Source organism: Actinomadura gamaensis, assembly GCF_042652125.1.
In the GTDB taxonomy this organism is placed as follows: Bacteria; Actinomycetota; Actinomycetes; order Streptosporangiales; family Streptosporangiaceae; genus Spirillospora; species Spirillospora gamaensis.
Genome location: NZ_JBHSIT010000006.1, coordinates 35,424 through 58,305, shown reverse-complemented (window position 1 = coordinate 58,305; position 22,882 = coordinate 35,424). Strand labels below are relative to the sequence as shown.

15 protein-coding genes and 1 pseudogene are annotated in these 22,882 nt (G+C 74.5%); 7 read left to right on the top strand and 9 right to left on the bottom strand.

Features of this window, described 5'->3' with window-relative positions; all coding sequences use genetic code 11:
- Positions 1-118: 118 nt before the first annotated feature.
- The 3 genes from ACFPCY_RS20975 (at position 119) to ACFPCY_RS20965 (ending at position 6,057) form a co-directional block, all read left to right on the top strand.
- Positions 119-2,407 (top strand): FdhF/YdeP family oxidoreductase, encoded by a 2,289-nt coding sequence (locus ACFPCY_RS20975; protein WP_378257613.1) that lies wholly within the window; start codon positions 119-121, stop codon positions 2,405-2,407.
- Positions 2,408-2,643: 236 nt separating this feature from the next.
- Positions 2,644-5,181, top strand: coding sequence for an ATP-binding protein (locus ACFPCY_RS20970; protein ID WP_378257612.1), 2,538 nt, complete (start codon positions 2,644-2,646; stop codon positions 5,179-5,181).
- 225 nt (positions 5,182-5,406) lie between these two features.
- The gene (locus tag ACFPCY_RS20965; RefSeq protein WP_378257610.1) at positions 5,407-6,057 is read left to right on the top strand and encodes a DUF1707 SHOCT-like domain-containing protein; all 651 of its coding nucleotides are present in this window, start codon (positions 5,407-5,409) and stop codon (positions 6,055-6,057) included.
- Here ACFPCY_RS20965 and ACFPCY_RS20960 read toward each other — a convergent pair.
- Positions 6,054-6,332, bottom strand: coding sequence for a hypothetical protein (locus tag ACFPCY_RS20960; RefSeq protein ID WP_378257609.1), 279 nt, complete (start codon positions 6,330-6,332; stop codon positions 6,054-6,056). The two genes, ACFPCY_RS20965 and ACFPCY_RS20960, sit on opposite strands and share 4 nt — an antisense overlap.
- Before the next feature lie 70 nt (positions 6,333-6,402).
- Between ACFPCY_RS20960 and ACFPCY_RS20955 the strand changes: the two genes are divergently transcribed.
- Positions 6,403-7,050, top strand: a complete 648-nt coding sequence (locus ACFPCY_RS20955; RefSeq protein WP_378257607.1) for a TetR/AcrR family transcriptional regulator — start codon at positions 6,403-6,405, stop codon at positions 7,048-7,050.
- A 245-nt stretch (positions 7,051-7,295) separates the two neighbouring features.
- Here the strand turns inward: ACFPCY_RS20955 and ACFPCY_RS20950 are convergent, their stop codons facing one another.
- The 5 genes and pseudogenes from ACFPCY_RS20950 to ACFPCY_RS20930 form a co-directional block, all read right to left on the bottom strand.
- Positions 7,296-8,444, bottom strand: coding sequence for a CaiB/BaiF CoA transferase family protein (locus ACFPCY_RS20950; RefSeq protein WP_378257605.1), 1,149 nt, complete (start codon positions 8,442-8,444; stop codon positions 7,296-7,298).
- Between the two features lie 83 nt (positions 8,445-8,527).
- Entirely contained in the window at positions 8,528-11,137 is a 2,610-nt protein-coding gene (locus ACFPCY_RS20945) for a hypothetical protein (protein ID WP_378257603.1), read from the bottom strand.
- A gap of 765 nt (positions 11,138-11,902) precedes the next feature.
- On the bottom strand, positions 11,903-13,525 hold the full coding sequence (locus ACFPCY_RS20940; protein ID WP_378257602.1) for a hypothetical protein: 1,623 nt from the start codon (positions 13,523-13,525) through the stop codon (positions 11,903-11,905).
- Positions 13,526-14,124: 599 nt separating this feature from the next.
- Positions 14,125-14,613: a carotenoid oxygenase family protein gene (locus tag ACFPCY_RS20935; protein ID WP_378257600.1), complete on the bottom strand. Its 489-nt coding sequence runs from the start codon at positions 14,611-14,613 to the stop codon at positions 14,125-14,127.
- A gap of 25 nt (positions 14,614-14,638) precedes the next feature.
- Positions 14,639-14,998 (bottom strand): annotated as a pseudogene (locus ACFPCY_RS20930) (carotenoid oxygenase family protein); the annotation flags it as partial.
- Between the two features lie 206 nt (positions 14,999-15,204).
- Here ACFPCY_RS20930 and ACFPCY_RS20925 point away from each other — a divergent pair.
- On the top strand, positions 15,205-16,881 hold the full coding sequence (locus ACFPCY_RS20925) for a serine/threonine-protein kinase (protein WP_378257598.1): 1,677 nt from the start codon (positions 15,205-15,207) through the stop codon (positions 16,879-16,881).
- A gap of 70 nt (positions 16,882-16,951) precedes the next feature.
- On the opposite strand, the gene ACFPCY_RS20920 is transcribed toward ACFPCY_RS20925, so the two are convergent.
- Both ACFPCY_RS20920 and ACFPCY_RS20915 read right to left on the bottom strand, forming a co-directional pair.
- Positions 16,952-17,905 (bottom strand): hypothetical protein, encoded by a 954-nt coding sequence (locus tag ACFPCY_RS20920; RefSeq protein WP_378257597.1) that lies wholly within the window; start codon positions 17,903-17,905, stop codon positions 16,952-16,954.
- Positions 17,898-18,845, bottom strand: a complete 948-nt coding sequence (locus ACFPCY_RS20915) for a threonine ammonia-lyase (RefSeq protein WP_378257596.1) — start codon at positions 18,843-18,845, stop codon at positions 17,898-17,900. The genes ACFPCY_RS20920 and ACFPCY_RS20915 overlap by 8 nt, the downstream gene beginning before the upstream one ends.
- 112 nt (positions 18,846-18,957) lie before the next feature.
- On the opposite strand from ACFPCY_RS20915, the gene ACFPCY_RS20910 reads away from it, so the two are divergent.
- Both ACFPCY_RS20910 and ACFPCY_RS20905 read left to right on the top strand, forming a co-directional pair.
- Entirely contained in the window at positions 18,958-19,527 is a 570-nt protein-coding gene (locus ACFPCY_RS20910) for a helix-turn-helix domain-containing protein (RefSeq protein ID WP_378257594.1), read from the top strand.
- Between the two features lie 60 nt (positions 19,528-19,587).
- The gene (locus ACFPCY_RS20905) at positions 19,588-20,517 is read left to right on the top strand and encodes a DUF5996 family protein (protein WP_378257592.1); all 930 of its coding nucleotides are present in this window, start codon (positions 19,588-19,590) and stop codon (positions 20,515-20,517) included.
- Between the two features lie 79 nt (positions 20,518-20,596).
- Here ACFPCY_RS20905 and ACFPCY_RS20900 read toward each other — a convergent pair whose 3' ends face one another.
- A complete protein-coding gene (locus ACFPCY_RS20900; protein WP_378257590.1) occupies positions 20,597-22,729 on the bottom strand; it encodes a transglutaminase TgpA family protein in 2,133 nt (710 codons plus the stop codon).
- Positions 22,730-22,882: the final 153 nt, after the last annotated feature.

Below are 22,882 nucleotides of genomic sequence, written 5' to 3'. Positions count from 1 at the left end.
GGGGCGTCCGGCCACCCCGGGGTGTCCGCGCAGGTCGGCCGGGGGATGGTGCCGGATCGGGACGAAAAGGTGCGAGAGTGGAGGGCAGCAGTTCCGAAGGCGAGAATGGGTGTGGACGATGAGCCGTGAGGCGCCGCGCGAGGACTTCGACGACTCCGCGATGGAGGTCGGGAAGCCGAAGCGGTGGGCGGCGGGCGTGCCGGGCGTGACGGCCGCGCTGCGCGACTCCTTCGAGCAGATGGGCGTGAAGCGCACCGCGCTGACGCTGCTGAAGGTCAACCAGAAGGACGGGTTCGACTGCCCCGGTTGCGCCTGGCCGGAGCCGGGCCACCGGCACACCGCCGAGTTCTGCGAGAACGGCGCGAAGGCCGTCGCCGAGGAGGCCACGACGCGCCGCATCACCCGCGCGTTCTTCGCCGAGCACACGGTCGACGAGCTGGGCGAGCGCACCGACCACTGGCTCGGGCGGCAGGGCCGGCTGACCGAGCCGATGGTGCGGCGGCCGGGTTCGGCGCACTACGAGCCGATCTCCTGGGACGACGCGTTCGGCCTGGTGGCGCGCGAGCTGTCCGCGCTCGGCTCGCCCGACGAGGCCGTCTTCTACACCTCGGGCCGGACCAGCAACGAGGCCGCCTTCGCCTACCAGCTGTTCGTCCGCGCGTTCGGCACGAACAACCTGCCCGACTGCTCGAACATGTGCCACGAGTCGTCCGGGTCGGCGCTGACCGAGACGATCGGCATCGGCAAGGGCTCGGTGCTGCTGGACGACCTCTACCAGGCCGACCTGATCTTCGTGGTCGGGCAGAATCCCGGCACGAACCATCCGCGCATGCTGTCGGCGCTGGAGAAGGCGAAGAAGGCGGGCGCGCGGATCGTCGCGGTGAACCCGCTGCCGGAGGCCGGGCTGATCCGGTTCAAGAACCCGCAGCTGCCGTCCGGCGTGGTGGGCCGGGGCACCAGGCTCGCCGACCGGTTCCTCCAGATCCGGGTGAACGGCGACCTGGCGCTGTTCCAGGCGCTGAACCGGCTGCTGCTGGAGTCGGACGCCCCGGACGCCCTCGACCGCGCGTTCATCGCCGAGCACACCCACGGGTTCGAGGCGTTCGCCGACCACGTCAAGGCGCTGGACTGGGACGACGTGCTCACCGCGACCGGTCTCACGCGCGGTGAGATCGCCGCGACGCTCGGCGACGTCCTCGCGGCGAAGAAGATCGTGGTGTGCTGGGCGATGGGCCTGACGCAGCACCGCAACTCGGTGCCGACGATCCGGGAGGTCGTGAACTTCCTGCTGCTGCGCGGCAACATCGGCCGTCCGGGCGCGGGCGTGTGCCCGGTGCGCGGCCACTCCAACGTCCAGGGCGACCGGACGATGGGCATCTACGAGAAGCCGAAGCCCGCCTTCCTGGACGCGCTGGCCGCCGAGTTCGGGTTCGAACCGCCGCGCGAGCACGGCTACGACACCGTCGACGCGATCCGCGCGATGCGCGACGGCCGGGTGAAGGTGTTCTTCGCGATGGGCGGCAACTTCGTCCGCGCCACCCCCGACTCGGACGTGACGGAGGCGGCGATGCGCACCTGCCGGCTGACCGTCCAGGTGTCGACGAAGCTGAACCGGTCGCACGCCGTGACGGGCGAGTCCGCGCTGATCCTGCCGGCGCTGGGGCGCACCGAGCGGGACGTCCAGGCGTCCGGGGAGCAGTTCGTGTCCGTCGAGGACTCGATGGGCATGGTGCACGCCTCGCGCGGACGGCTCGTCCCCGCGTCGCCGCAGCTCAAGTCGGAGGTCGCGATCGTCGCCGGGCTGGCCCGGCGGGTGCTCGGCGACCGGCACGGCATCGACTGGGACGCGATGGAGCGCGACTACGACGTGATCCGCGACCATGTGGAGCGGGTCGTTCCGGGGTTCGCGGACTACAACGCGCGCGTGCGCGAGCCGGACGGGTTCACCCTGCCGCATGCGCCGCGCGACGAGCGCCGCTTCCCGACCGCGACCGGCAAGGCCAACTTCACGGTGAACCCGCTGGAGGTGCTGCGGGTGCCGGAGGGACGGCTGCTGCTCCAGACCGTCCGGAGCCACGACCAGTACAACACCACGATCTACGGGCTCGACGACCGCTACCGCGGGGTGAAGGCGGGACGGCGCGTCGTGTTCGTCCACCCCGGCGACCTCGCCGCGCTCGGCATCGCCGACGGCGCGACCGTGGACCTCGTCTCGGAGTGGACGGACGGCACCGAGCGGCGCGCGCCGGGTTTCCGCACCATCGCCTACCCGACGGCGCGCGGCTGCGCGGCGGCGTACTTCCCCGAGACGAACGTCCTCGTGCCGCTGGACAGCACGGCCGAGGTCAGCAACACGCCGACGTCGAAGTCCGTGGTGGTGCGGCTGGAGGCGGAAGCTCGTCCATAACCGGCCGTATTGACCCGCGATAATCCGGTGGCCGGAGCGCCGACGGCGTACGATGCACCCATCCTGACGCAGCGTTCCGACAACCCGAACCAGCACACGCCACCCGAAAACACCCACATCCGAAGCGCTCCACCGTCGCGGAATCCAGCGCGGAACACCCGCGCTCGACGACCACCTTCGACGCTCCCTCTCCCTGCACACACCTTCGACGCACCCTCCCCCTGACGAGGTGACCGGTGACGGCACTGGCGGACGACCGGCACGGCGGGAACCTGCCCGCCGAGGTGACCCGGTTCATCGGCCGGCGGCGCGAGCTGGCCGAGGCCAGGCGCGTGCTCGCGCGCTCCCGGCTGGTCACGCTGACCGGCGTCGGCGGGGTCGGCAAGACCCGGCTGGCGCTCCGGCTCGCCACCGAGGTCCGCGGCGACTTCGACGGCGGCGCGTGGCTGGTCGAGCTGTCGGCGCTGCGCGCGGCGGAGCTGCTCGCCCGGCACGTCGCCGACAAGCTCGGGCTCCCCGGCCAGGCCGCGGGCGACCAGACCGAGCGGCTGTGCGAGCACCTCGCCGACCGCGAGCTGCTGCTCCTGCTGGACACCTGCGAACATCTCGTCGAAGGCACCGCCGCCCTGGTCGAGACGCTGCTGCGCGCCGCGCCGCGGCTGCGGGTGCTCGCGACCAGCCGCGAGCCGCTGGACGTCATGGGCGAGCACAACCTGGTGATTCCGCCCCTGACGGTCGCCGGCGAACCCGGCGAACCCGGCGTCATCGGGGGCGGCGTCGCAGGAAGCGGAGCGGCCGGGGGCGACGTTGGCGGGGGCATCGGCGTTGGGGGCACCGCGGGCGTCGGCGTCGGGGGCGTTGTCGCCGGGGGTGGCGTTGTCGGGGGCGGCCTTGTAGGCGGCGTCGGGGGGAGCGGCGTCGGGGGTGTGGGGGGCGTTCGGGGGGCGGACGACGCGGTGGCGCTGTTCGCCGACCGCGCCGAGGCGATGGTGCCGGGGTTCACGCTGACCAAGGAGAACCGTCCGATCGTCGCGCGGCTCTGCGCGCAGCTGGACGGCATCCCGCTCGCGATCGAGCTCGCCGCCGTCCGGATGCGGACCATGTCGGTCGAGCAGCTCGCCGAGCGGATGGACGACCGGTTCCGGCTGCTCGGCACGGCCCGCGCGGGCGGCGACCGGCACCGGACGCTGCGCGCCGCGATCGAGTGGAGCCACGAGCTGTGCACCGCCGAGGAGCGGCTGCTGTGGGCGCGGCTCTCGGTGTTCCCCGGCGACTTCGACCTGACCGCCGCCGAGCGCGTCTGCGGCGGCGACGGGCTGCCCGGCGAGGAGCTGTTCGAGGTCCTCGGACGGCTGGTGGAGAAGTCCGTCGTGCAGGTCGAGCGGGACGGCCGCCGCTACCGGATGCTCGACACGCTCCGCGAGTACGGCGCGGAGCGGCTCGCCGAGCTCGGCGAGGGCCCCCGGCTGCGCCGCCGCCACCGGGATCACTACCTCGACCTGGCCGAGCGCGCCCGGAAGGCGGCGCTCGGCGCGGAGCAGCTCGGCTGGCTGACCCGCCTCGGCGAGGAGAACCCGAACCTGCGCGTCGCGCTGGAGTACTCCCTGTCCACGCCGGAGGAGGTCGCGACCGGGCTGCACCTGACGGTCGTCCTCCAGCACTACTGGATCTGCCTCGGGATGTTCGGTGAGGCCCGCCGCTGGCACGAGCGTGCGCTGGCGGCCCGCACCGAGTGCCCCGAGGACGAGACCCGCGTCGCCCTCGACCGCGCCTGGATCGCTTACGGCGCGGGGATGGTGGCCGTCCAGCAGGGCGAGACCGAGCTGGCCCGCGACCTCTTCACCAAGGCCATGGCGCCCTCCCTCGCCCAGCCCGCATCGCCGTCGCCGTCCGCGTCCCCGGCCGAGCGGGGGGACGCGGGGTCGGTGCCCGATCTGGTCGCGCACGTCGTCCACGGCGAAGGGTTGATCGCGCTGTTCGAGGGCGATCTGGACGAGGCGCGGGTGCGGATGCAGCGGTCCCGGGAGGCGTTCGACCGGCTCGGGTACCGGGATCCGCTGGCGCTGCTGACCGGACCGCACCTGTCGACCGTCCTGCTGCTGCAGCGCAAGGAGCAGGAGGCGCTCGCGCTCGCGGACGCCGCGGCGCGGGACGGCGAGGCGTCCGGCGAGCGGTGGTGCCACTCGTTCGCGCTCTACGCGCGCGGCGCGGCGCTGTGGTGGCTGGGCGAGCACCGCGCCGCGATCGACGACCTGCTCGCCTGCCTGCGCATCAAGGAACGGCTGGGCGACCAGCTCGGCATCACGCTCGCGCTCGACCTGCTCACACCCGCGCCGGTCGTGCACGGCGAGTACGAGCAGGCGGCGATGCTGCTCGGCGCGACGGAGGCGATGTGGCGGCGGCTCGGCGCGGCCAGCATGTACGGCCCGGACTACAAACGGCGGCGCGCCACGTCCGAACACGCGCTGCGCAAGCGGCTGCCACCGGAACGGTTCCAGGCCGCGAAGGAAAGCGGCGCCCGGTTGTCGGTCGCCGAGGCGATCGCACTGGCGCGCGGCGAACCGGCGCCGAAACCGGAACGCCAGCCGCTCACCGGCCGCGAACGCGAGATCGCGGTCCTCGTCGCCCGCGGCCTGTCCAACCGCGAGATCGCCGACCGCCTCGCCGTGGCACGCCGCACGGTCGACACCGCCGTCGAACACATCCTGGCCAAACTGGGCCTGTCGTCCCGCACCCAGATCGCCGCCTGGGTCCGCCGAGCCCGGCGCCCCTGACCGTTCCTTCGTCCGCACCGTCCCCACCGCTCCCCCGCGCCAAACCCGGCCCGCCAACGCTGCACGCCGGCGCAGGCGACTCAACACGGACGAGCCGGCGGACGCGATGTGGACAGGGTGCTGTGGCCGGGCGCCATCTTGGACGAGCGTGAGTTTCGGCGGACCGATGTGAGGCGGATCGATGTGGTCTGGGTTGGGAGTGGGGGGCGGGCCTAGGGTGGGCGCATGACGAACCTGCCCGAAAGGCCCGATCCGACGCGCCCGCCGGAGATGCGGGCCTCCGATGCCGACCGCGACCGGGTCGCGCAGATCCTCCGGGACGCCGCGGGTGAGGGGCGGCTCACCTTGGACGAGGTGGACGAGCGGCTCGACGCTGTCTACAAGGCGAAGACGTACGCCGAGCTGGAGCCGCTGACGCGCGATCTGCCGGGCGCCGGGTCCGCGCCGTCCGCGCAGGTCGGGCACCAGGTGGCGGGGACGACCGCGGGCGGGTTCGTCGTCGTCCCGGACGAGAGCCCGACCTGGACGACCGGCGTGGCGATCATGGGCGGTTTCGACCGCAAGGGCGTGTGGACCGTGCCGGAGTCGTTCACCGCGTTCGCGTTCTGGGGCGGCGGCGACATCGATCTGCGCGAGGCGCGGTTCACGTCCCGGACGACCCGGATCAACGCGGTCGCGATCATGGGCGGGATCGACATCATCGTCCCGGACGACGTGAACGTCCGGGTGACCGGGGTGGGCATCATGGGCGGCTTCGACCACCTCGCCACCGGCCCCGGCGTGCCGGGCGCGCCGGAGATCGTCATCTCCGGGCTGGCCTTCTGGGGCGGCGTGGACGTCAAGCGCCGGCCCAGAAGACGGGCGGTCGAGGACTAGGCGGGACCGGATCGGGACCGGCCGCCGCCCTCCTTGCGGTCCAGGCGGTCGAGCGCCTCGCGCATGGCCGCGCGGCGCAGCGCGCCGCTGCCGTCGGTCGGCTGCCGTTCGGCCCAGCCGCGCACGACCGGCTCGGCGAACGAGCGCGCCCGGTCCAGCCGGCCGTGCCGCTTGAGCATGACCAGCAGGATGATCGCGAGCACGGTGAGCAGCACGACCCCGCCGGCCACGATCGCCAGGCGGAGCAGCAGGAAAGCGATGATCTCACCGGACATGGGTTCCTCCCCTTTATTTGGCATCTCAGTGCTAAATAGCAACGTAGCACGGGTGTGCTATAAAGCAACCATGCCCAAGCTGGTGGACCCCGAGCAGCGCCGGCGGGAGGTGGCCGAGGCCATCTTCCGGATCGTCCGGCGCGACGGACTGGAGCACGCGTCGCTGCGCGCCGTGGCGGCCGAGGCGGGCCTCGCGATCGGCTCGGTCCGGCACTACTTCGACGGCCAGGCCGACCTGATGATCTTCGCGATGCGGTACTTCGCCGAACGCGCGGGCCTGCGGATCCGCGAGGCGGCGGGACGGCTGAAGATCCCCGATCCGGACGCGCCCGCCGCCGAACACGTCGCGACCCTCGAACTCCTGCTCGCCGAGACCCTGCCGCTGGACGATCGGCGCCGCGAGGAGGCCGTGGTCTGGCTGGCGTTCGTCACGGCCGCGCGCACGAACCCCGATCTGCGTCCCTACGCCCGGGAACTCCACGACGACCTGGCAGGGATGCTGGACAAGCTGCTCGCCGCCGCCGACCGCCTCGGCGCCCTACGCGCAGGCCTCGACCTCGCCGCCGAACGATCCCGGCTCCACGCCCTCCTGGACGGCCTGACCATGCACGCCGTCCTCCAGCCCGACCGGATCACCCCGTCCGAACTCGCCACCGCCCTGCGCCTACACATGATCGACATCGCCGCCGTCCCTCCCGAAACACCCCCACTCGCCTAACCGCCCCAAGCACCCAGCCAAGCGCGGACGCAGCTAAAGCGGACGCGAGTAAGCGCACGCGAACGTAGGTGCACGGACGTCGGCGCGGGTGCACGGATCGGGGCGTGAACGCGAGGGCCGCAAGCGCGGGGCGGGGACGCGGGCCGGGGCGCTTGGGCGGGGAGCGCTTGGACCAGAGAGGAGGTTCGGGAGGGTGGGCGGATGCGGATGCGGGTGGGCCGGGGTGGGAGGCGTCGGCCGGGGGGTTAGCTTTCGGTTAGGGCTCCGGAGGCTATGAGGTCGTCGGCGTCGTTGATGCCCAGGTCGGCCAGGATGGCTCGGGTGTGGCCGCCGGGGAGGGCTGGTTTGCCTTCGGTGTCGGCCGGGGTGCGGGAGAAGCGGGGGGCCGGGGCGGGCTGGAGGTGGCCGTCGCGCTCGACGAAGACGCCGCGGGCGGTGTTGTAGGGGTGCCGGGCGGCCTCGTTCATCGACAGGACGGGCGCGACGCAGGCGTCCGAGGGCAGGAAGATCTCGGCCCACTCGTCGCGGGTGCGCTCCTTGAACTTGGCGGCGAAGCGTTCGCGCAGCTCGGGCCACGCGTCGCGGTCGTGCTGGCCGGGCAGGTCGGCGTCGGCGAGGCCGAGCAGGCGGAGGAACTCGGCGTAGAACTGGGGCTCCAGCGCGCCGACCGCCATGTGGCCGCCGTCGGCGGTCTCGTACACGTCGTACCAGGGCGCGCCGGTGTCGAGCATGTTGACGCCGCGCTCGTCCCGCCAGAGGCCGCCCGCCATGAAGCCGTGGATGAAGGTGGACAGGTGGGTCGCGCCGTCCACGATCGCGGCGTCCACGACCTGGCCGCGGCCGCTCGTCCGGGACTCCCAGAGCGCCGCGAGGACGCCGACGACCAGGTACATGCTGCCGCCCGCGAAGTCGCCGAGCAGGTTCATCGGGACCTGCGGCGGGCCGCCCGCGCGGCCGATGGCGTGCAGGGTGCCGGTGATCGCGATGTAGCCGATGTCGTGGCCGGCGCTCTGCGCGAGCGGGCCGTCCTGCCCCCAGCCCGTCATGCGTCCGTAGACGAGTTTCGGGTTGCGGGCGAGGCAGTCGTCCGGGCCGAGGCCCAGCCGCTCGGTGACGCCGGGACGGAAGCCCTCCAGCAGCACGTCGGACTTCTCGACCATGCGGAGGACCAGCTCGCGGCCCTTGTCGCTCTTGAGGTCCACGGCGATGGAGCGCTTGCCGCGGTTGGTGAAGTCCGTCCCGCCGGTCGCGCCGCCGCCCTTGCGCGCGGCCGCGGCGCGGTCCACGCGGATGACGTCGGCCCCCAGGTCCGCCAGCAGCATCGCGGCGAACGGACCGGGCCCGATCCCCGCCAGCTCGACGACCCTGACCCCGGCCAGCGGCCCTCGTCCCATCTCGCGCCCCTCTCGTCGTTCGGTGCTCCCCCATTGTGCACGACGGAGTAAGCAGTCACTGACGGCAGGGCGGCGGACACGGATCAGCCGCCGGTCCGACGGTAGACGGGAACCGGCGTCCGGTCGAGGGCGCGGGCGGTGACCACGATCCGGCCGGACGGCGGGGACGCGGTGACCGGGCCGCGTCCGGCGAGGAAGTCGTCGCTGGCGGTGGTGTGCTCGAACGGGCCGTCCGCGGCGAGGACGGTCACCCGGCGGCTCGCTGCGGCCAGGTAGTACCAGCGGCCCTTCGGCGACCGCCACCAGGTCGCGCCGGCCAGGTCGCGGCGCGCGGGCGTGCAGTCGTCGGAGTCGACGCGGTGGCCGGCGACGAGGGTGTGCGCGGCGTCGAGCAGGGCGACGTAGGTGGCGCTGCGTCCGCCCATGTACGCGTAACGGGCGCACACCCAGCGGCCGGGGCCCGCGCCGTCCGGCAGGGGGCCGGTCCAGAACTCCCAGGCCGTCGCGGACACCACATCGCCCGGCCCATGCTGATCGAACGCGCCCGCACGAACACCGCCGGCGGCGGGCTGAACGAACGTGTCCGGACGGACACTGCCAGCGCCGGGCTGCACAAACGCGTCCGGACGAACACTGCCGCCGAGCGGAACAAATGTGGCCAGACGAGCATCCGTGGCGGCGGTCTGATCGAACGCGCCCGAACGAGCACTGGTGGCGCCGAACTGATCGGACACGCCCGAACGAGCACTGGTGGCGCCGAACTGATCGGACACGCCCGAACGAGCACTGGTGGCGCCGAACTGATCGAACGCGCCCGGATGGACGCTGGCCGCGGCGGTTTGATCGAAGGTGCCCGGATGAACGCTGCTGGCGCCGAACTGATCGAACGCGCTCGGGCGGGCAGTGCCGGGGTCGGGCTGACCGGGTGCGGTTGAGGTAGTGCCGCCGGTGCTGCGCTGGGCGGGCGAGCCCGAACCGGCGCCGGTGCGCCCCGGCGAACCGGCCGTCCCCGGACCGGCGCCGCCGGGGGCGCGCTGAACGAATGCGTTCGAATTGGCGTCCACATGACCGTGCTGATCGGACGTGTTCGAACCAGCACCTCCAGGGCTGTGCTGATCGAACGTGTTCGGACCGGTGCCGCCGGGGCCGGGCTGGACGAGGGGGCCGGCGCCGCCGGGACCGTGGTGGGCGGGCACGCCCGGAACGGCGCCGCCGCGTCCGGGCTGGGCGCCCGCGCCCGGAGCGGTGCCGTTGGGATCGTGCTGGCCGGGTGATCCTGGAGCGGAATCTCCGGGGCCGTGCTGATCGGCCGCGTTCGGACCGGCGTTGCCGAAGCCGTGCTGGTTGGGCGTGTCCGGGGTGACTGCGCGTCCGGACTGGTTGAGTGTGTCCGGAGCGGCGGCAGAGCAGGCCAGCCTGCGCCAGAGGGCGAAACCGGCGGGCAGCGCGTCCGGGGCGGTGCCGACCTGGTGCGGCCAGGGTTGCGCGGGCGGCGGGGGCTCGTACAGCAGGTTCGCCGAGACCAGCCCGCCGAGGTCCACCACGGTGTACGGGTGGCCGGGTGGAACGTGCTGCTGCGCCAGTTCCAGCACCGGTCCGCGCCAGCAACCGCCGCGTCCGCCCTGGGTCGGTTGGCGGACGGTCGTGGCCATTCCGTCGTGGATCGGTACCGGCGTCCAGGACGCAGCGTCCCCGCTCCCGCCGGACGCCAGGTCGGCCGCGCGGACGCCGGTCACCCACGGCGGCAGCAGGTACCGGCCCGGCGCGAGCTTCAGCGGTGACGCGCCGGACGGCTGCGGCTGTTCGACCGGAAACACCTCCAGCCGCCTGTCGGCGTAGCGCGCGACGACGTCCCCGGCATGGAGCAGGACGATCCGGCGCTGATCGACCGTCCCCGCGAACAGGAGCTGCGGCTTGTCCACGCCGCCGCCGGCAGGTGAGGTGGATTGCCAGGCTTGGACGGCTTCGGCGATGAGCGCGCGGTCGCCGATCAGGTCGCCGCGGGCGGGCCAGGTGCCGAGATCCGGGTTGGCGGTGCGTCGCCACCCGTCGGCGGACGCCATGGTGACGCGGTCGGAGCGCGGTTCGGCGGCCGGGCCCCAGGGGAGGCCGAAGCCGTCGAGGGAGGGACCGCCGCCGAGCAGCACCAACGTGGCCGCGGTCGCCGCGGTCGCGGTGGCCGCCGTGGCGATGCCGAAGGCGACCCGGCCCGGGCGCGGCATCAGGGCCAGCGGGCGGTACGAGCGCCGGGCATGCAGCCGGACCACGGTCGGATCGAGCGCGCGGCTCGCCGCCTCGCCGAGGGGCGGGACGGCGGCGGCCTGCGCGACGGCGCCATCGGGCTCGGGGACGTCGAGGGCCGTGAGTTCGGCGCGCGCCGCGTCCTCGGGAAGGTCCTCCAGCCGCAGTAGCGCGTAGGCGGCGCGGACGGGCGGCGTCAGCGCGGCGAGCGCGGCCAGCGGCGCGGTGTCCCCGTCGGCGGCGAACGGGTGGGTGCGGAGCCAAGCCATGGACCGGATCCGTCCGGCGCGCGGGCCGCGTTCCTCGATCTGGCCGGCCGCGCGGAGCGCCTCCCTCAGCACCCGGCCGCGCAGCCCCGCGTAGATCGCCTCGGCGTCGCCGCGACGGTCCCGGCGAGGACGTGCACGGCCGACGATCCAGTGCGCGAGCACCACGCGGTCGTGCCGGTCCATCTGCCCTGGAAGGACGAGATACGCGATCCGGACGAGCCGTCGATAGCATCTGTTGATGACAGAATTGGCGCTAATTTCCTCCGCCACGGAGAACTCCTCGAACTGATCTTTATTCGCCAGAGGAAATGGCGCGCTTTCCCCGGACCAGAGGGCAACATCTGAGAAATGGCCGGGACGATGGACCGCCCTGGCCGCCGGTTATTCGATCATCCGGTCATTCGTCCCGCCCGGTGAGCGCGATCTGGATATCCGAACGAGTTCGTGCGTAGCCGTGCGGGACGCTCCCGCGCGGTCGGCGTGCCAAGCGCGTCCGGGCGGCTTCGCGGCGTCCACCGCGCGGGAAGGGCCCGCGCGATCGCCGTGACCGGCACGTCCGCACAGGTCCGCGCGCCGCCCGGGCAGGACGGTCCCGCGCGATCGCCGTGACCGGCACGTCCGCACAGGTCCGCGCGCCGCCCGGGCAGGACGGTCCCGCGCGGGGCACGTTGACCGCGACGTCCGGGCGCGGCGATCTCCGCCGGTCTGCGCGCGGCGCGGCCGTGGCCGCAATCGCGCGCCCCCGTGCAGGCCCGTCCGCACGATCTGCAGGACGGGCGCCTTTGCGCGACGCCGTGCAGGGCGGCCTCTGGCGGGTAGCGCCACAGGCGCGGACGGACGCCAGCACGGCGTCGCGCGGGACAGTTCTTGGCGGATGCTGGGGTGGGCGCCGGTGGGTGCTGGGGTGGGCGCCGGTGGGTGGGGGGTGGGCGCCGGTGGGTGGGGTGGTCATTTGGCCTGCGCGGTGAGTGTGATGGGGGTGTCCGGACGGGTTTGCGGGTCGCCGTGGGGGGTGGCTACGAGGAGCCGGTCGGTCACGTCCGGGTGGCGGAGCGGGCCGTCCGCCTGCGGGGTGAGGCCGCGTCCGGCGGCGGCGAGGTAGTACCAGTGGCCGTCGTCCGCGCGCCACCACAGTCCCGAGACGGGGCGGCGGTCGTCGCAGCCGCCCGCGCCCGCGGAGAGCGTCGAGTCGGCGGCGTGCCCGACGAGCGCGGCCTGCCCGGCGCTGCCGCCGCCCGCGAAGCCGAGCCGGGCGCACACCCAGTCGGCGGCCCCGCCGCCGTGCGGGACGGAGCCGGACCAGAAGTCCGCCGCGTCCGCGCGATCGACCGGACGGGCGGGCTGCGGCAGGACGCAGCCGAGCCGGTCCCAGAGCTTCAGTCCGGCGCTGTTGAGCCTCCCCGGCGTCCGCCCGGCGGGCGGCCCTTCGGCGGAGGCCGGGGAACGGTAGGTGAGGACGACGGGGCGGACGCCGCCGAGGTCACCGACGGTGCGCGAGCCGTCCGGGCCGGTCAGGTCGAGGACGGGGCCGCGTCCGCAACGGGTGCGCGGGGCGAGCGGGTCGGTCACGCCGTCCCGGACGCGAACGCGGTCGCCGCCGGGGACGGACGCCCGCGTGTCCCAGGGCGCGAGGAGGTAGCGTCCGCCGCCGAGCGCGACCGGCGCGGACGGGTTCATGGAGGACGTCGCCACTTCCAGCGAGCGTCCGGAACCCGAGTAGCGGGCGATGCGGTCCCCGTTGCGCAGCACGGCGAGGGCGCGTCCGTCGAGGTGACCGGCGTAGAGGAGTTGGGTCGCGCCGCCCCGGATGCGGCCCGGGCCGCGCCGTCCCGCCCACGCGGACAGGGCGCTGCGGGCGAGGGGCTTGTCCGCGGTGAGGTCGCCGCGGGCGGGCCAGGCGGCGAGCGTGCGGGGGCCGTGCGTCCAGGCGGACGGCGCTGCGGACACCAGCCGCATGCCGTGGGTGCCCCGCGCGCCGAGCGCCGCGCCGTTCTCGGACACGACGAGCGCGCCGAGCAGCCCGGCCGTCAGCACGGACGCGGCGGCGATCGGCAACCGGGAGCGGCGGCGGACCGGACGCGCCGACGCGAGCTCGAACGGCGTGGCGGGCGCGGGCAGCCGGACCTTCTCGGCGGCCTCGATCACGCCCCACGGGTCCTTCACGCCTAGCCCGACCAGGACGTCCCGAACCTCGAACCGGTGCAGCCCGGCGACCGAGCGCAGCACGCAGGCGACGCGGACGGTGGGGTCCATCCGCGCGAGCGCGCCGGTCAACGCCGGGTCGGGCAGCCGTCCGGGGAGGACGCGCAGCCAGGGACCGAGCCCGACCCGCAACAGCGGCGACGGCCGCACCGCCCGCCGCAACACCCGTTCGCGAAGCCGTTCATAGGCGGCATCCTCGGACGAGACCTTCGTCCTCCGCGTCCCCGCACGCAGCACGTCCGCCCCAGCGCCAGCGCTCGGCACGCTCTCGCCTGCCAGCCGCTCGCCCAACTTGCTCTCGCCTGCCAGCCGCTCGCCGGGCAGGTTCTCGCCCGCCGACCGGTGGCCGCTCCGAGGCTCAGCCGCCAACGCCGCCGACACACCCTCACTCGCCGGTGTTCTCCGCGCGGCCTCCTCCGCCGACAGGCCGCCGGACGCCGGTTGATCTGTGAGCGCCGTTGCCGCGCTCTGGCGCTGTGTCCGGACGCCACCTCCGCGCCCACTTGGCAGCCCCGCCGACACCCTCCCGCCCGCCTGGAGGTCGTCGGACGCGGGCTCGGCTGCCAGCCCTCCCGGTGCGGGTTCGGCCGACAGTGTTTTCGGCGCGGGGTGGCGTGGCCGGGGTGACGGGACGGGTTCGGCTGCTCGTAGAGGGTGGGTCGCGCGGGGTGGTGGGGCGGGATTGGTGGCGGGGGCCAGGGAGCGGGGGGTGAGGGTGCTGTCCACGATGCGGCGGGCCAGGGCCAGGCGGTGGGCGCGCTTTTCGGTGCCCGGAAGGACGAGGTACGCCAAGTGGACGAATTCGCGGTAAAGCGACTCCGCCACGGCCTTCGTCATGGGTTCTTCCGGCATCGCGGCCGCTCCTTCTGCTCCTGCGCTCGGGTTCGTTGACGACCCAAGCTAGGGAGCGCGGAGGCCCGCCGATACCGAATTGAGAGAACGCTTAACCGTGGCGCCGGATATGCCTTCTATTTCCCGGCAAGATGGTCCGTGAATGTTCCATGAAAGCCCATGGGAAGGTGATGCCGGAGATGGGCGACCGCGACCGGTTCGGCGGCGACGTCGCGGGCGTCCAGGACGAGCAGCCGGGAGCGGTGCGCGTCCGGGTCGTAGGCGAGTGCGAGCAGCCAGCCGTCGCCCTCCGGCGCGTCCGGGGCGCGCGGCACGAAGATCGGCTCGCCGAAGCCGTGGCCGGGCGGGAGTTCGTGGACGGTCCGCTCCCCCGTCCGGTGGTCGAGCCGGTGGATTCCGACCGAGGCGGCGGTGCGCCCGGCGAAGTAGGTGTAGCGGTGCTCGCGCCCGACCATGCGGACGTCGGCGTGCGGCAGTTCCATCGGCAGCGCGCAGACCGCGTGCCCCTCGACCTTCCCGGACGCCGTGATCCGGTACCGCATCAGCGCGCAGCCCCAGGGGAAGTCGCTCGTAGACCAGCGCGTCGGCGATCGACGCGGTGCCAAGGAGGATCTTCGCGGCCTTGGGGACGACCGGGTTCACCACGAACACCATGTGCCGCCTGGTCAGGGCGAAGTCGTGGTTCCACGGGCTGTACGGGAGCGGGACGCGCGGCAGGTGGTGCAGCCGCCCGCGCGTGTCCACCCGGTAGCAGCGCAGGCTGCGGACGCGCGTGAAGTCCATGCCGAAGTTGAACAGCTCGCCGGTGTCGGGGCAGCGCGACGGGTGGGCGGAGAAGGCGGCGGCCATGGTCAGGCGTCCGCCGAAGGAGTGTTCGCCGAGGGTGTCGAGCGTGTCGGGGTCGAGCGCGAACGGCCGTCCGCCCTCCCATAACGCCAGGAGCCGCCCCGCGTGCAGGACGACTCCGGTGTTGGCGACGTTCGCGGGCATCCGCAGCATGTTCGCCAGGACCCCGCCCGGACGCTGCGTGCCGAGCCCGCGCAGGCCCGCGTGACACGGGCGGCGGACGTCGTTCAAGGGCTGACGACCATCCGATCGCGGGCAAGCGGGCACGCCCGTTTCGTCCCCGTACTACGCTGTTGCGGCCAGCCCCCGCCGTCCCCAGCAGCCGAACCCTCCGGAGGAACCGTCCGCCCATGAGCACGACGAGCGAGGACGTCCCCGGCTACCAGGTGCTGGAGCAGGTGGGCGAGGGCGGGTTCAGCGTCGTCTACCGCGCCCACCAGGACCGCGTCGACCGCCAGGTCGCGCTGAAGGTGCTGTCCCTCGGCACGGTCGACGACGCCGCCATGCGCCGATTCCAGCGCGAATGCCGGATCACCGGGCGCCTGTCGGACCATCCCAACGTGGTGACCGTCCTCGACACCGGCCTCACCCGCGCCGGGCGGCCCTACATCGCGATGGAGTACTTCGAGCACGGGTCGCTGGCCGACCGGCTCGGCCGCGAGGGTCCGCTGCCGCTGCCCGACGTGCTGCGGATCGGCGTGAAGATGGCGGGCGCGCTCGCCGCCACCCACGAGGCGGACGTCCTGCACCGCGACGTCAAGCCGCAGAACATCCTCGTGTCCCGGTACGGCGAGCCCGCCCTCGCCGACTTCGGCATCGCCCGCCTGGTGGACAACCACGACGCGTCCCACACCCAGGCGTTCACCCCGCACCACGCCGCGCCCGAGGTGCTGGAGGGACGCCAGCCCGGCCCGGCGTCCGACATCTACTCGCTCGGCTCCACCCTGTACCAGCTGCTCGCCGGGAAGCCCGCGTTCCGCGGCCCGGCGGGCGAGGGCATCGCGCAGCTGATGCTGCGCATCCTGAACGAGCCGCCGCCGCCGATCCAGCGCGCGGACGTCCCGCCGCCGGTGCAGCGGGTGATCGCGCAGTCGATGGCGAAGGCGCCCGAGCAGCGGTTCGGCAGCGCGGTGGAGTTCGCGCGGTCCCTCCAGGCGCTCCAGCGGGACCTCGGCCTGCCGGTGACCGACGTCGCGCACAGCCACGCCCTCCAGGACTTCGCGCAGTCCGGCGAGGGGTTCCCGGGGCTGCCCACGCATCCGCGGCCGCCCGCCGTCCCCGACTGGGCGCCGACGGCTCCCGGCCGGATGCCGCAGGCGGAACCGCACGCGCATCCGGCGATGCCCGCCGCACCCGTCCCGCCGCACACCGCTCCCCCGGGCAACGGCTCATCCCAGACCGCGCCGCCCGGCGCCGACGGCGGTGCGGGGGCCGGGCCGGTCGCCGCGTGGCCGCCCGCGCCCGGCGGCGGCGCGGACGGCGGGACGCTCGGCCACACCGCCGGGGAGCCCCGCCGGGACGGCCCGCGCCGCGGCCTGCTCATCGCGGCGGCGGTCGCGCTCGTCGGCGGGACGGCCGCCGGGATCGGCGCGCTCGCGCTGGCGAGCGGGGGCGACGGGCACGGGGCGTCCGCGCCGAAGCGGTCCGCCGGGACGACGGCGGGCGAGGCCGCGCAGGGCGGCAACGCCCCGGACGGAAACTCGCCGATGCCGCTGTCGAAGGAGCTCTTCCGGACGACCCGTCCGCAGAACGTCAGGGTCAAGCCGGGCGGCCGGGCCGCCCTGCTCGCCTGGACCCTGCCGCCGAACGCCGCCAACCTGCCGATCATCGTGCAGCGCCAGCCGTTCGGCCGCTCCCAGGTGATCACCGCGGGCACCAACGCCCGCTCGGTGACCGTGCCCGACGTGGACCCCAAGGGCACCTACTGCCTGCGCGTCGGCGCCGTCCTGCGGGTCAACCAGAACGGCCCGGCGGACGTGTCCTGGTCCAAGCCCGTCTGCGTCCACAAGGGCCGCGCCGGCGACTGACCCACCGCAAGGCCGCGGCTGAGCCCGACGCGCCGGTCCAGCAGCGGACGAGTCGGTCTAGCGGCGTCCGTCAGAGGACGGCGGCGGCGATGCGGGCGGCCACGGCGGCGTCCTCGGCGCCGAGACCGGTGAGGTCGGCGACGGTGATCTGGGCCGGGTCGGTCCGTCCGGGGACGCGGGACGCGAGGACGTCGCCGAGCGCGACGGCCGGGAGGTCCGGCGCGTACTGGAGCTCGCCGACCGCGCGGCTCTGCGTCACGTCGTCGGCGGCGATCACGTCGGCGCGTTCGAGGACGGAGTGCAGCAGTTCGCGCTTGCCCGCCATGTCCGCGCCGAGGGCGGTGACGTGCGCGCCGGGCGCGAGCCACGCGCCGTCGAGGTGCGGGGCGCGGGTGGGCGTGGCGGTGATCACGATGTGGGCGCCCTCGACCGCGCGCCGGGCGTCCGGCGCGACCGTGGCCGTCCAGCCGTGGGACGCGGCGAGCCGCTCGGCGGCGGCCCGCGCCCGCGATCCGGTCGGGCCGTAGATCCGCAGCTCGGACGGCCGCCGGAGCACCGGCAGGGCCGCGAGCGTCAGCTCCCCGATGATGCCGGGGCCGATCAGCGCGACGACTTCGGCGTCCGGACGGGCCAGGGCGTCGGTGGCGAGCGCCCCGGCGGCGGCCGTCCGGGCGTCGGTGAGGTAGCCGCCGTCCAGGGCGATGACGACGGGGAAGCCGGTGGCGGCGTCCGCGACGACGCTCAGCCCGGACGACACCGGCAGGCCCTTCGCGGTGTTGCCGTAGAAGCCGGTCGCGAGCTTGGCCGCGTAGTAGCCGGTGCCGTGCACGTACGCGCCCTTGATGTGCACCTCGCCGCGCGCCTCGGGGATCTCCAGGTGCCACGGGCCGGGCTGGGTGACGCGTCCGGCGGCCTGGGCGATCAGCGCTTCGCGGGTCGCCTCGATCGCGGCGGGCAGCGGCAGCAGCTCCCGGACGCGGTCCTCGGTGAGGACGGCGGGGACGGGCCTGGCGGGCTCAGACATCTGCGATCGCCTCCCGGTAGGTGTCCACGGTGACGTTCCGGCCGGACAGGACGACCACGAGCCGTCCGGTGACCTCGACCTTCCCCGCGAGGACGGCCGCGACGCCCGCCGCGCCCGCGCCCTCGGCGACCAGGCCGTGCTCGCCGAACAGCCAGCGCATCGCGGCGCGCAGCTCGGCGTCCGAGGCGTGCGTGAGGACGGGCTTCGCCCCGGTGATCACCGCCGGGGTGACCGAGCCGGGTTCGAGGTTGCCGACCAGGCCGTCCGCGATGCTGTCGCCGACCTCGACCGGGACGATCCGCCCGGCGGACACGGCGGCCGACACCGCCCGCGACACCGACGACTCGACGCCGACCAGCCGCACGTCGTCCCGGCTGGACGCCCACAGCGCGAGGCCCGCGAGCAGCCCGCCGCCCCCGACCGGCGCGACGACCGTCAGCGGGCCGTCGGTCTGCGCGTCCAGCTCGACGCCGATCGTGCCCTGCCCGGCGATCACGTCCGGGTCGTTGTAGGGGGAGACGAACCGTCCGGGCAGCGAGAGGGCGTGCGCCTCGGCGGCGTCGTAGTCCGCGCCGTGCCGGACGAGCGTCACCGGGTAGGACGCGATCTTGGCGAACTTCGCCGGGGACGCGCGCTCCGACACCACGACGGTCGCGTCCGCGCCGGTGCGGGCGGCGGCGTGCGCGAAGCCGAGGCCGTGGTTCCCGGCGCTGGCGGTCACGGCGGGCGTCCCGTCCGGCAGCGCGCCGATCGCCGACAGCGCGCCCCGGATCTTGAACGAGCCGGTCGGCTGGAGCGTCTCGGCCTTGAGCAGCGCGCCGGGCGCGAGCGCGGTCGGCAGCACGGGCGTGGGGGCGAGGACGGCCGCGACGCGTCCGGCCGCGGCGCGCAGGTCGTCCGGCGTCGGGATCCGCACCCGGCGGGGTGCCTGGTCGGTCATGGCGGGCGTCATCCTCTTCCCTCGTCCGGCGCGTCCGGTCTCCGGCGGTCTCCAGCGGGCCGGGGGTCTCCGCCGGTTTCGGGTGCCAGCATATGCGCACTATATTTCCCCTATGGCCGAGGAGCGGATCATCGCGACGGTGGCCCGGACGCTGCGCGAGCGGCGCGCCGACCGGGGCATGACGCTGGTCGAGCTGGCCGGGCGGTCCGGGGTGAGCCGCCGGATGCTCACGCTGATCGAGAAGGGCGAGGCCAACCCGAGCCTCGGCACGCTGGAGCGCGTCGGCCGCGCGCTCGGCCTCACGTTCGCCCAGCTCGTCGGCGCGGAGCCGGCCGGGGAGACCGCCGTCGTCGCGCCCGGGGCCATGCCGGCGCCGTGGCGCTCGGACGGCGGCGGCCACGGCCGGCTCGCCGTCGCGTCCGACGCCGGCAACGAGCTGTGGGACTGGCTTCTCGCGCCCGGCGACCGCTACGACGCCGACCCCGACCCGGCCGGCGGCACGGAGATGATCCTCGTGACGTCCGGACGGCTGACGCTGGAGCTCGGCCCGGACCGGATCGTCCTGGCCGCCGGGCACGCCGTCCGCTTCGCCAGCGACCGGCCCTATGCGTACGTGAACGACTCGGGGCGTCCGGTGCGGTTCGCGCGCAACACCTTCCCGCCGCCACCGCCCTCGCCCTGACGGGCAAAGTTCGGGTCGGGAAGGGAGCGGGCGGCCGCGGCCCGGGGTAGGAGGCGTGGCATGAGCACCGCACTACCCGAGCTGCCGTACGCCGGCTGGGCCGCCACCAAGGACACCCTGCACCTCTGGACGCAGATCGTCGGGAAGATCCAGATGGCCTCGACCCGGCCGCGCAACCACTGGTGGCACGTGACGCTCCGGGTGGACGAGCACGGCTACTCCACCCAGCGCCTGCTGCACGACGGCGTCCACTTCCGGATCTCGTTCGACCTCGTCCGGCACCGGCTCGTCGTGCGCACCCGCGACCGGGAGGAGGCGATCCCGCTGCGGGACGGCCTCTCGGTGGCCGGGTTCTACTACGAGCTGGAGGCGCTGCTGCGCGAGCTCGGCGTCCGCGTGAAGATCAAGCCGGAACCGTTCGGCGTCCCGATCACCACGCCGTTCCCGGACGACGCCGAACACGCCTCCTACGACCCGGGCGCGGTCGAACGGTTCCGGGACGCGCTCGTCTGGGTGGACGACGCGTTCTCCGAGTTCCAGAGCTGGTTCGACGGCAAGGCGAGCCCCGTCCAGCTGTTCTGGCACAGCTTCGACCTCGCGACCGCCCGGTTCTCCGGCCGTCCCGCGCCGCCGATGGACGGCGCGGACCCGGTCACCGCCGAGGCCTACAGCCACGAGGTGATCAGCTGCGGCTGGTGGCCCGGCGACCGCGGACATCCGCAGTCGGCGTTCTACTCCTACACCCACCCCGAGCCGGACGGCCTGGCCGAGCAGCCGCTCTCCCCCGCCGAGGCCGCCTGGGAGCCGACCGGCATGACCCACCAGGCGCGGCTGCCCTACGACACCGTCCGGACCTCGGACGATCCGCGCGGCATCCTGCTGGACTTCCTGCAATCCGCCTACGCCGCCGGCGCCCGCACCGCCTCCTGGCCGTACGAGGAGCTCCACTCGTCCTGGTGCCCGCCACGAGGTCGAGTCACCGCGAAGTGACGCTCGCCCGTAGGCGTCAGCGGGGACGGCTATAGGCGTCAGCGGCGGCGGTAGGCGTCAGCGGGGGCGGCGGTAGGCGTCAGCGGGGGCGGAGCGAGCGGGGGTGGAGGCGGCGGCGCAGGCGGCGGAGGCGTCCGGCCTCGGCGGTGACGAGCCGTCCGACCTGGTCGGTGTGCTCCCAGGCGCGGTCGGCGTCGCGGTCGGCCTCGGCCCGGTCGCCGGGCGGCGCGAACCGGGCCCGGTTGACCAGGTCGGCGAGCGGGCCGAGGTGCGCGCGGGCCGGTTCGCCGAGCCTGCCCGCGCCGAACCCGGCGACCTCGTGCGCGGTCAGCGTCCCCGAGCCGGCGAGGCCGATGTCGGCGAGGTGGTCGAGGGTCTGCCGCCACGCGCCCGCGATCCGCCGGGACGGGTCGTCCGCGCGCCTCCTGCGGTGCCGCCGGACGGACGGCGCGAGCAGCGCGGCCAGCACGTACAGCAGGACGAGCGCCACCGCGGCCCCCGCTGCGTACACCCACCACGGGAGCGGCGCAGATCCCTTCTGGACGGGTTTGACCTGCTGCTGGGGATTCTGGCTACGTCCGCCCCCGCCACCGGCCTGCCTGGAGACGGCTGCCTTCTGCGCCTGCTCCAGCTTCCGCTGCGTCTCCCCCGCCGCGACGGCGTTGTTGCGCTTGGACTTGGTCGCGCTCTCCGGGAGGGGATTGAAGCGCATCCACCCGATGCCGTCGAACTTGACCTCGGGCCACACGGTCACATCGCCCGACTTGTACTCGACCGTCCCGTTCGCCGGGGTGCCGCCGCTGAACCCGACGACCACGCGGGTCGGGAGGCCGATCGTCCGGGCGAGGACGGCGTACGCGGTCGCGAAGTGCTCGGGCGTGCCGCGCCTCGCCTGCCCCAGGAAGTAGTCGATCTGCCGGTAGCTGTGCCCGGGCGGCGCGGTCGGGTCGTACCGGGCGAACCCCTTGAGGTAGTCGGCGAGGCGGAAGGCCCGGTCGAGCGGCTCGGTCGCGTCCCCGACCGCCGCCTGCGCGAACCGGCGGAACTCGGCGAGCTGCACCGGCGGCTTGGTCGCGCCGGGTCCCCACGGGAGCTGCGTGTCCGCGCGCGCCTCGTCGTCGTCCGCGACGCGGAGGCCGGTCAGGTCGGTGTTGCGCCACTCCTTGACGCTCGACTCGACCGTGAACCGCTGCCCGTCCCTCAGCGGCTGCGCGGCCGCGAGCGCGCCGCTCGCCGGATCGACCACCACGCCGAGGCCGCGCACCGTCCGCGGCCGGTCGGCGGCGGGCACCCAGACGCCGGGCAGCTTGCGGACGGTGATCGTCTCGTCCACCCGGCGGTGCCGTCCGGTGTCGCCGGGGCCGGGCGGGACGCGGCTCCCGGTCGGGACGAACCGTCCGGACGACGTCCAGGTCACGCCGTCGAAACGGTCCAGGACCGCGAGCCGCTGGTCCTCCTCGCGGGGCGCGGCGACCGCGAACATCGGCTGGTCCGGGCTGAGCAGCCAGCCGCCGACCCGGTCGAGCGGGCTGACGCTGTCACGCTGCTGCGGCGGCGGGGCCTGCACCTGCTCGCGCGGGTCGTACGGATCCGGCGAGACCGGCACGACCTGCCCGGCCAGGTAAGCGACCGCCCCGAGCGCGACCGCCGCCGGGATGCCGAGCAGCGCCGCCCGCCCGGCCTTTCCCCTGGTCAGGACGAGCACGCCGATCAGCACGGCCGCCGCCGCGACGAGCGGCAGGTTCGAGCCCGGACCGTCCACGCCGAGGAGCAGCGCCACCCCGAACACCGCCAGCGGCGGCAGCGCCGGGACGGCCCTCCAGCGCGTCCGCAACGCCAGCTCCGCCGCGCCGAAACCCGCGAGCCAGGTCAGCAGGCTCACCAGGACGAGCGTCTCCGGCTTCGCCGGGACGGGCAGCAGCGTCGTGAGGATCGTCTTCCACGAGCTGAGCACGCCGTCCCGGAGCGCCTGCGCGAACGTCCCGTCGCCGAGCGCGGGCCGCAGCGCCGTCGCCGCGACCGCTCCGAACCATCCGACGACGGTCGCGATGAGGGACGTCCACAACGGCCACCTCGCCAGCAATCCGGACAGCACGCAAGGCCCCACCGCCGCGACCGCGACGACCGGAACCACCGGCCCGAACCCGAAGACCCGATGGAACGCCAGCCCCGCGACCGCCGCGAGCCCCGCCGCCACGGCCAGCGTCAGCAAGAGCCCGCGAAGCCTCACCGCCGACCCAGCCCGCGGGCCTCCTCCGTCCCGCGCATTCCCTCCGCCCGGCCCGAACGCATCAGCCCGCGAGCCTTCTTCGTCCTGCATGCCCCCGTCGCCCGGCGTGCCCCCTTCGCCCCACCTGGACGCACC

Excerpts from the sequence above, each read along its gene's own strand:
- ACFPCY_RS20925 (WP_378257598.1), top strand. The coding sequence starts at position 15,205 with ATGAGCACGACGAGCGAGGACGTCCCCGGCTACCAGGTGCTGGAGCAG.
- ACFPCY_RS20905 (WP_378257592.1), top strand. The coding sequence starts at position 19,588 with ATGAGCACCGCACTACCCGAGCTGCCGTACGCCGGCTGGGCCGCCACC.
- ACFPCY_RS20920 (WP_378257597.1), bottom strand. The coding sequence starts at position 17,905 with ATGTCTGAGCCCGCCAGGCCCGTCCCCGCCGTCCTCACCGAGGACCGC.
- ACFPCY_RS20975 (WP_378257613.1), top strand. The coding sequence starts at position 119 with ATGAGCCGTGAGGCGCCGCGCGAGGACTTCGACGACTCCGCGATGGAG.
- ACFPCY_RS20945 (WP_378257603.1), bottom strand. The coding sequence starts at position 11,137 with ATGGACCGGCACGACCGCGTGGTGCTCGCGCACTGGATCGTCGGCCGT.
- ACFPCY_RS20915 (WP_378257596.1), bottom strand. The coding sequence starts at position 18,845 with ATGACCGACCAGGCACCCCGCCGGGTGCGGATCCCGACGCCGGACGAC.
- ACFPCY_RS20955 (WP_378257607.1), top strand. The coding sequence starts at position 6,403 with ATGCCCAAGCTGGTGGACCCCGAGCAGCGCCGGCGGGAGGTGGCCGAG.
- ACFPCY_RS20910 (WP_378257594.1), top strand. The coding sequence starts at position 18,958 with ATGGCCGAGGAGCGGATCATCGCGACGGTGGCCCGGACGCTGCGCGAG.
- ACFPCY_RS20960 (WP_378257609.1), bottom strand. The coding sequence starts at position 6,332 with ATGTCCGGTGAGATCATCGCTTTCCTGCTGCTCCGCCTGGCGATCGTG.
- ACFPCY_RS20965 (WP_378257610.1), top strand. The coding sequence starts at position 5,407 with ATGACGAACCTGCCCGAAAGGCCCGATCCGACGCGCCCGCCGGAGATG.
- ACFPCY_RS20950 (WP_378257605.1), bottom strand. The coding sequence starts at position 8,444 with ATGGGACGAGGGCCGCTGGCCGGGGTCAGGGTCGTCGAGCTGGCGGGG.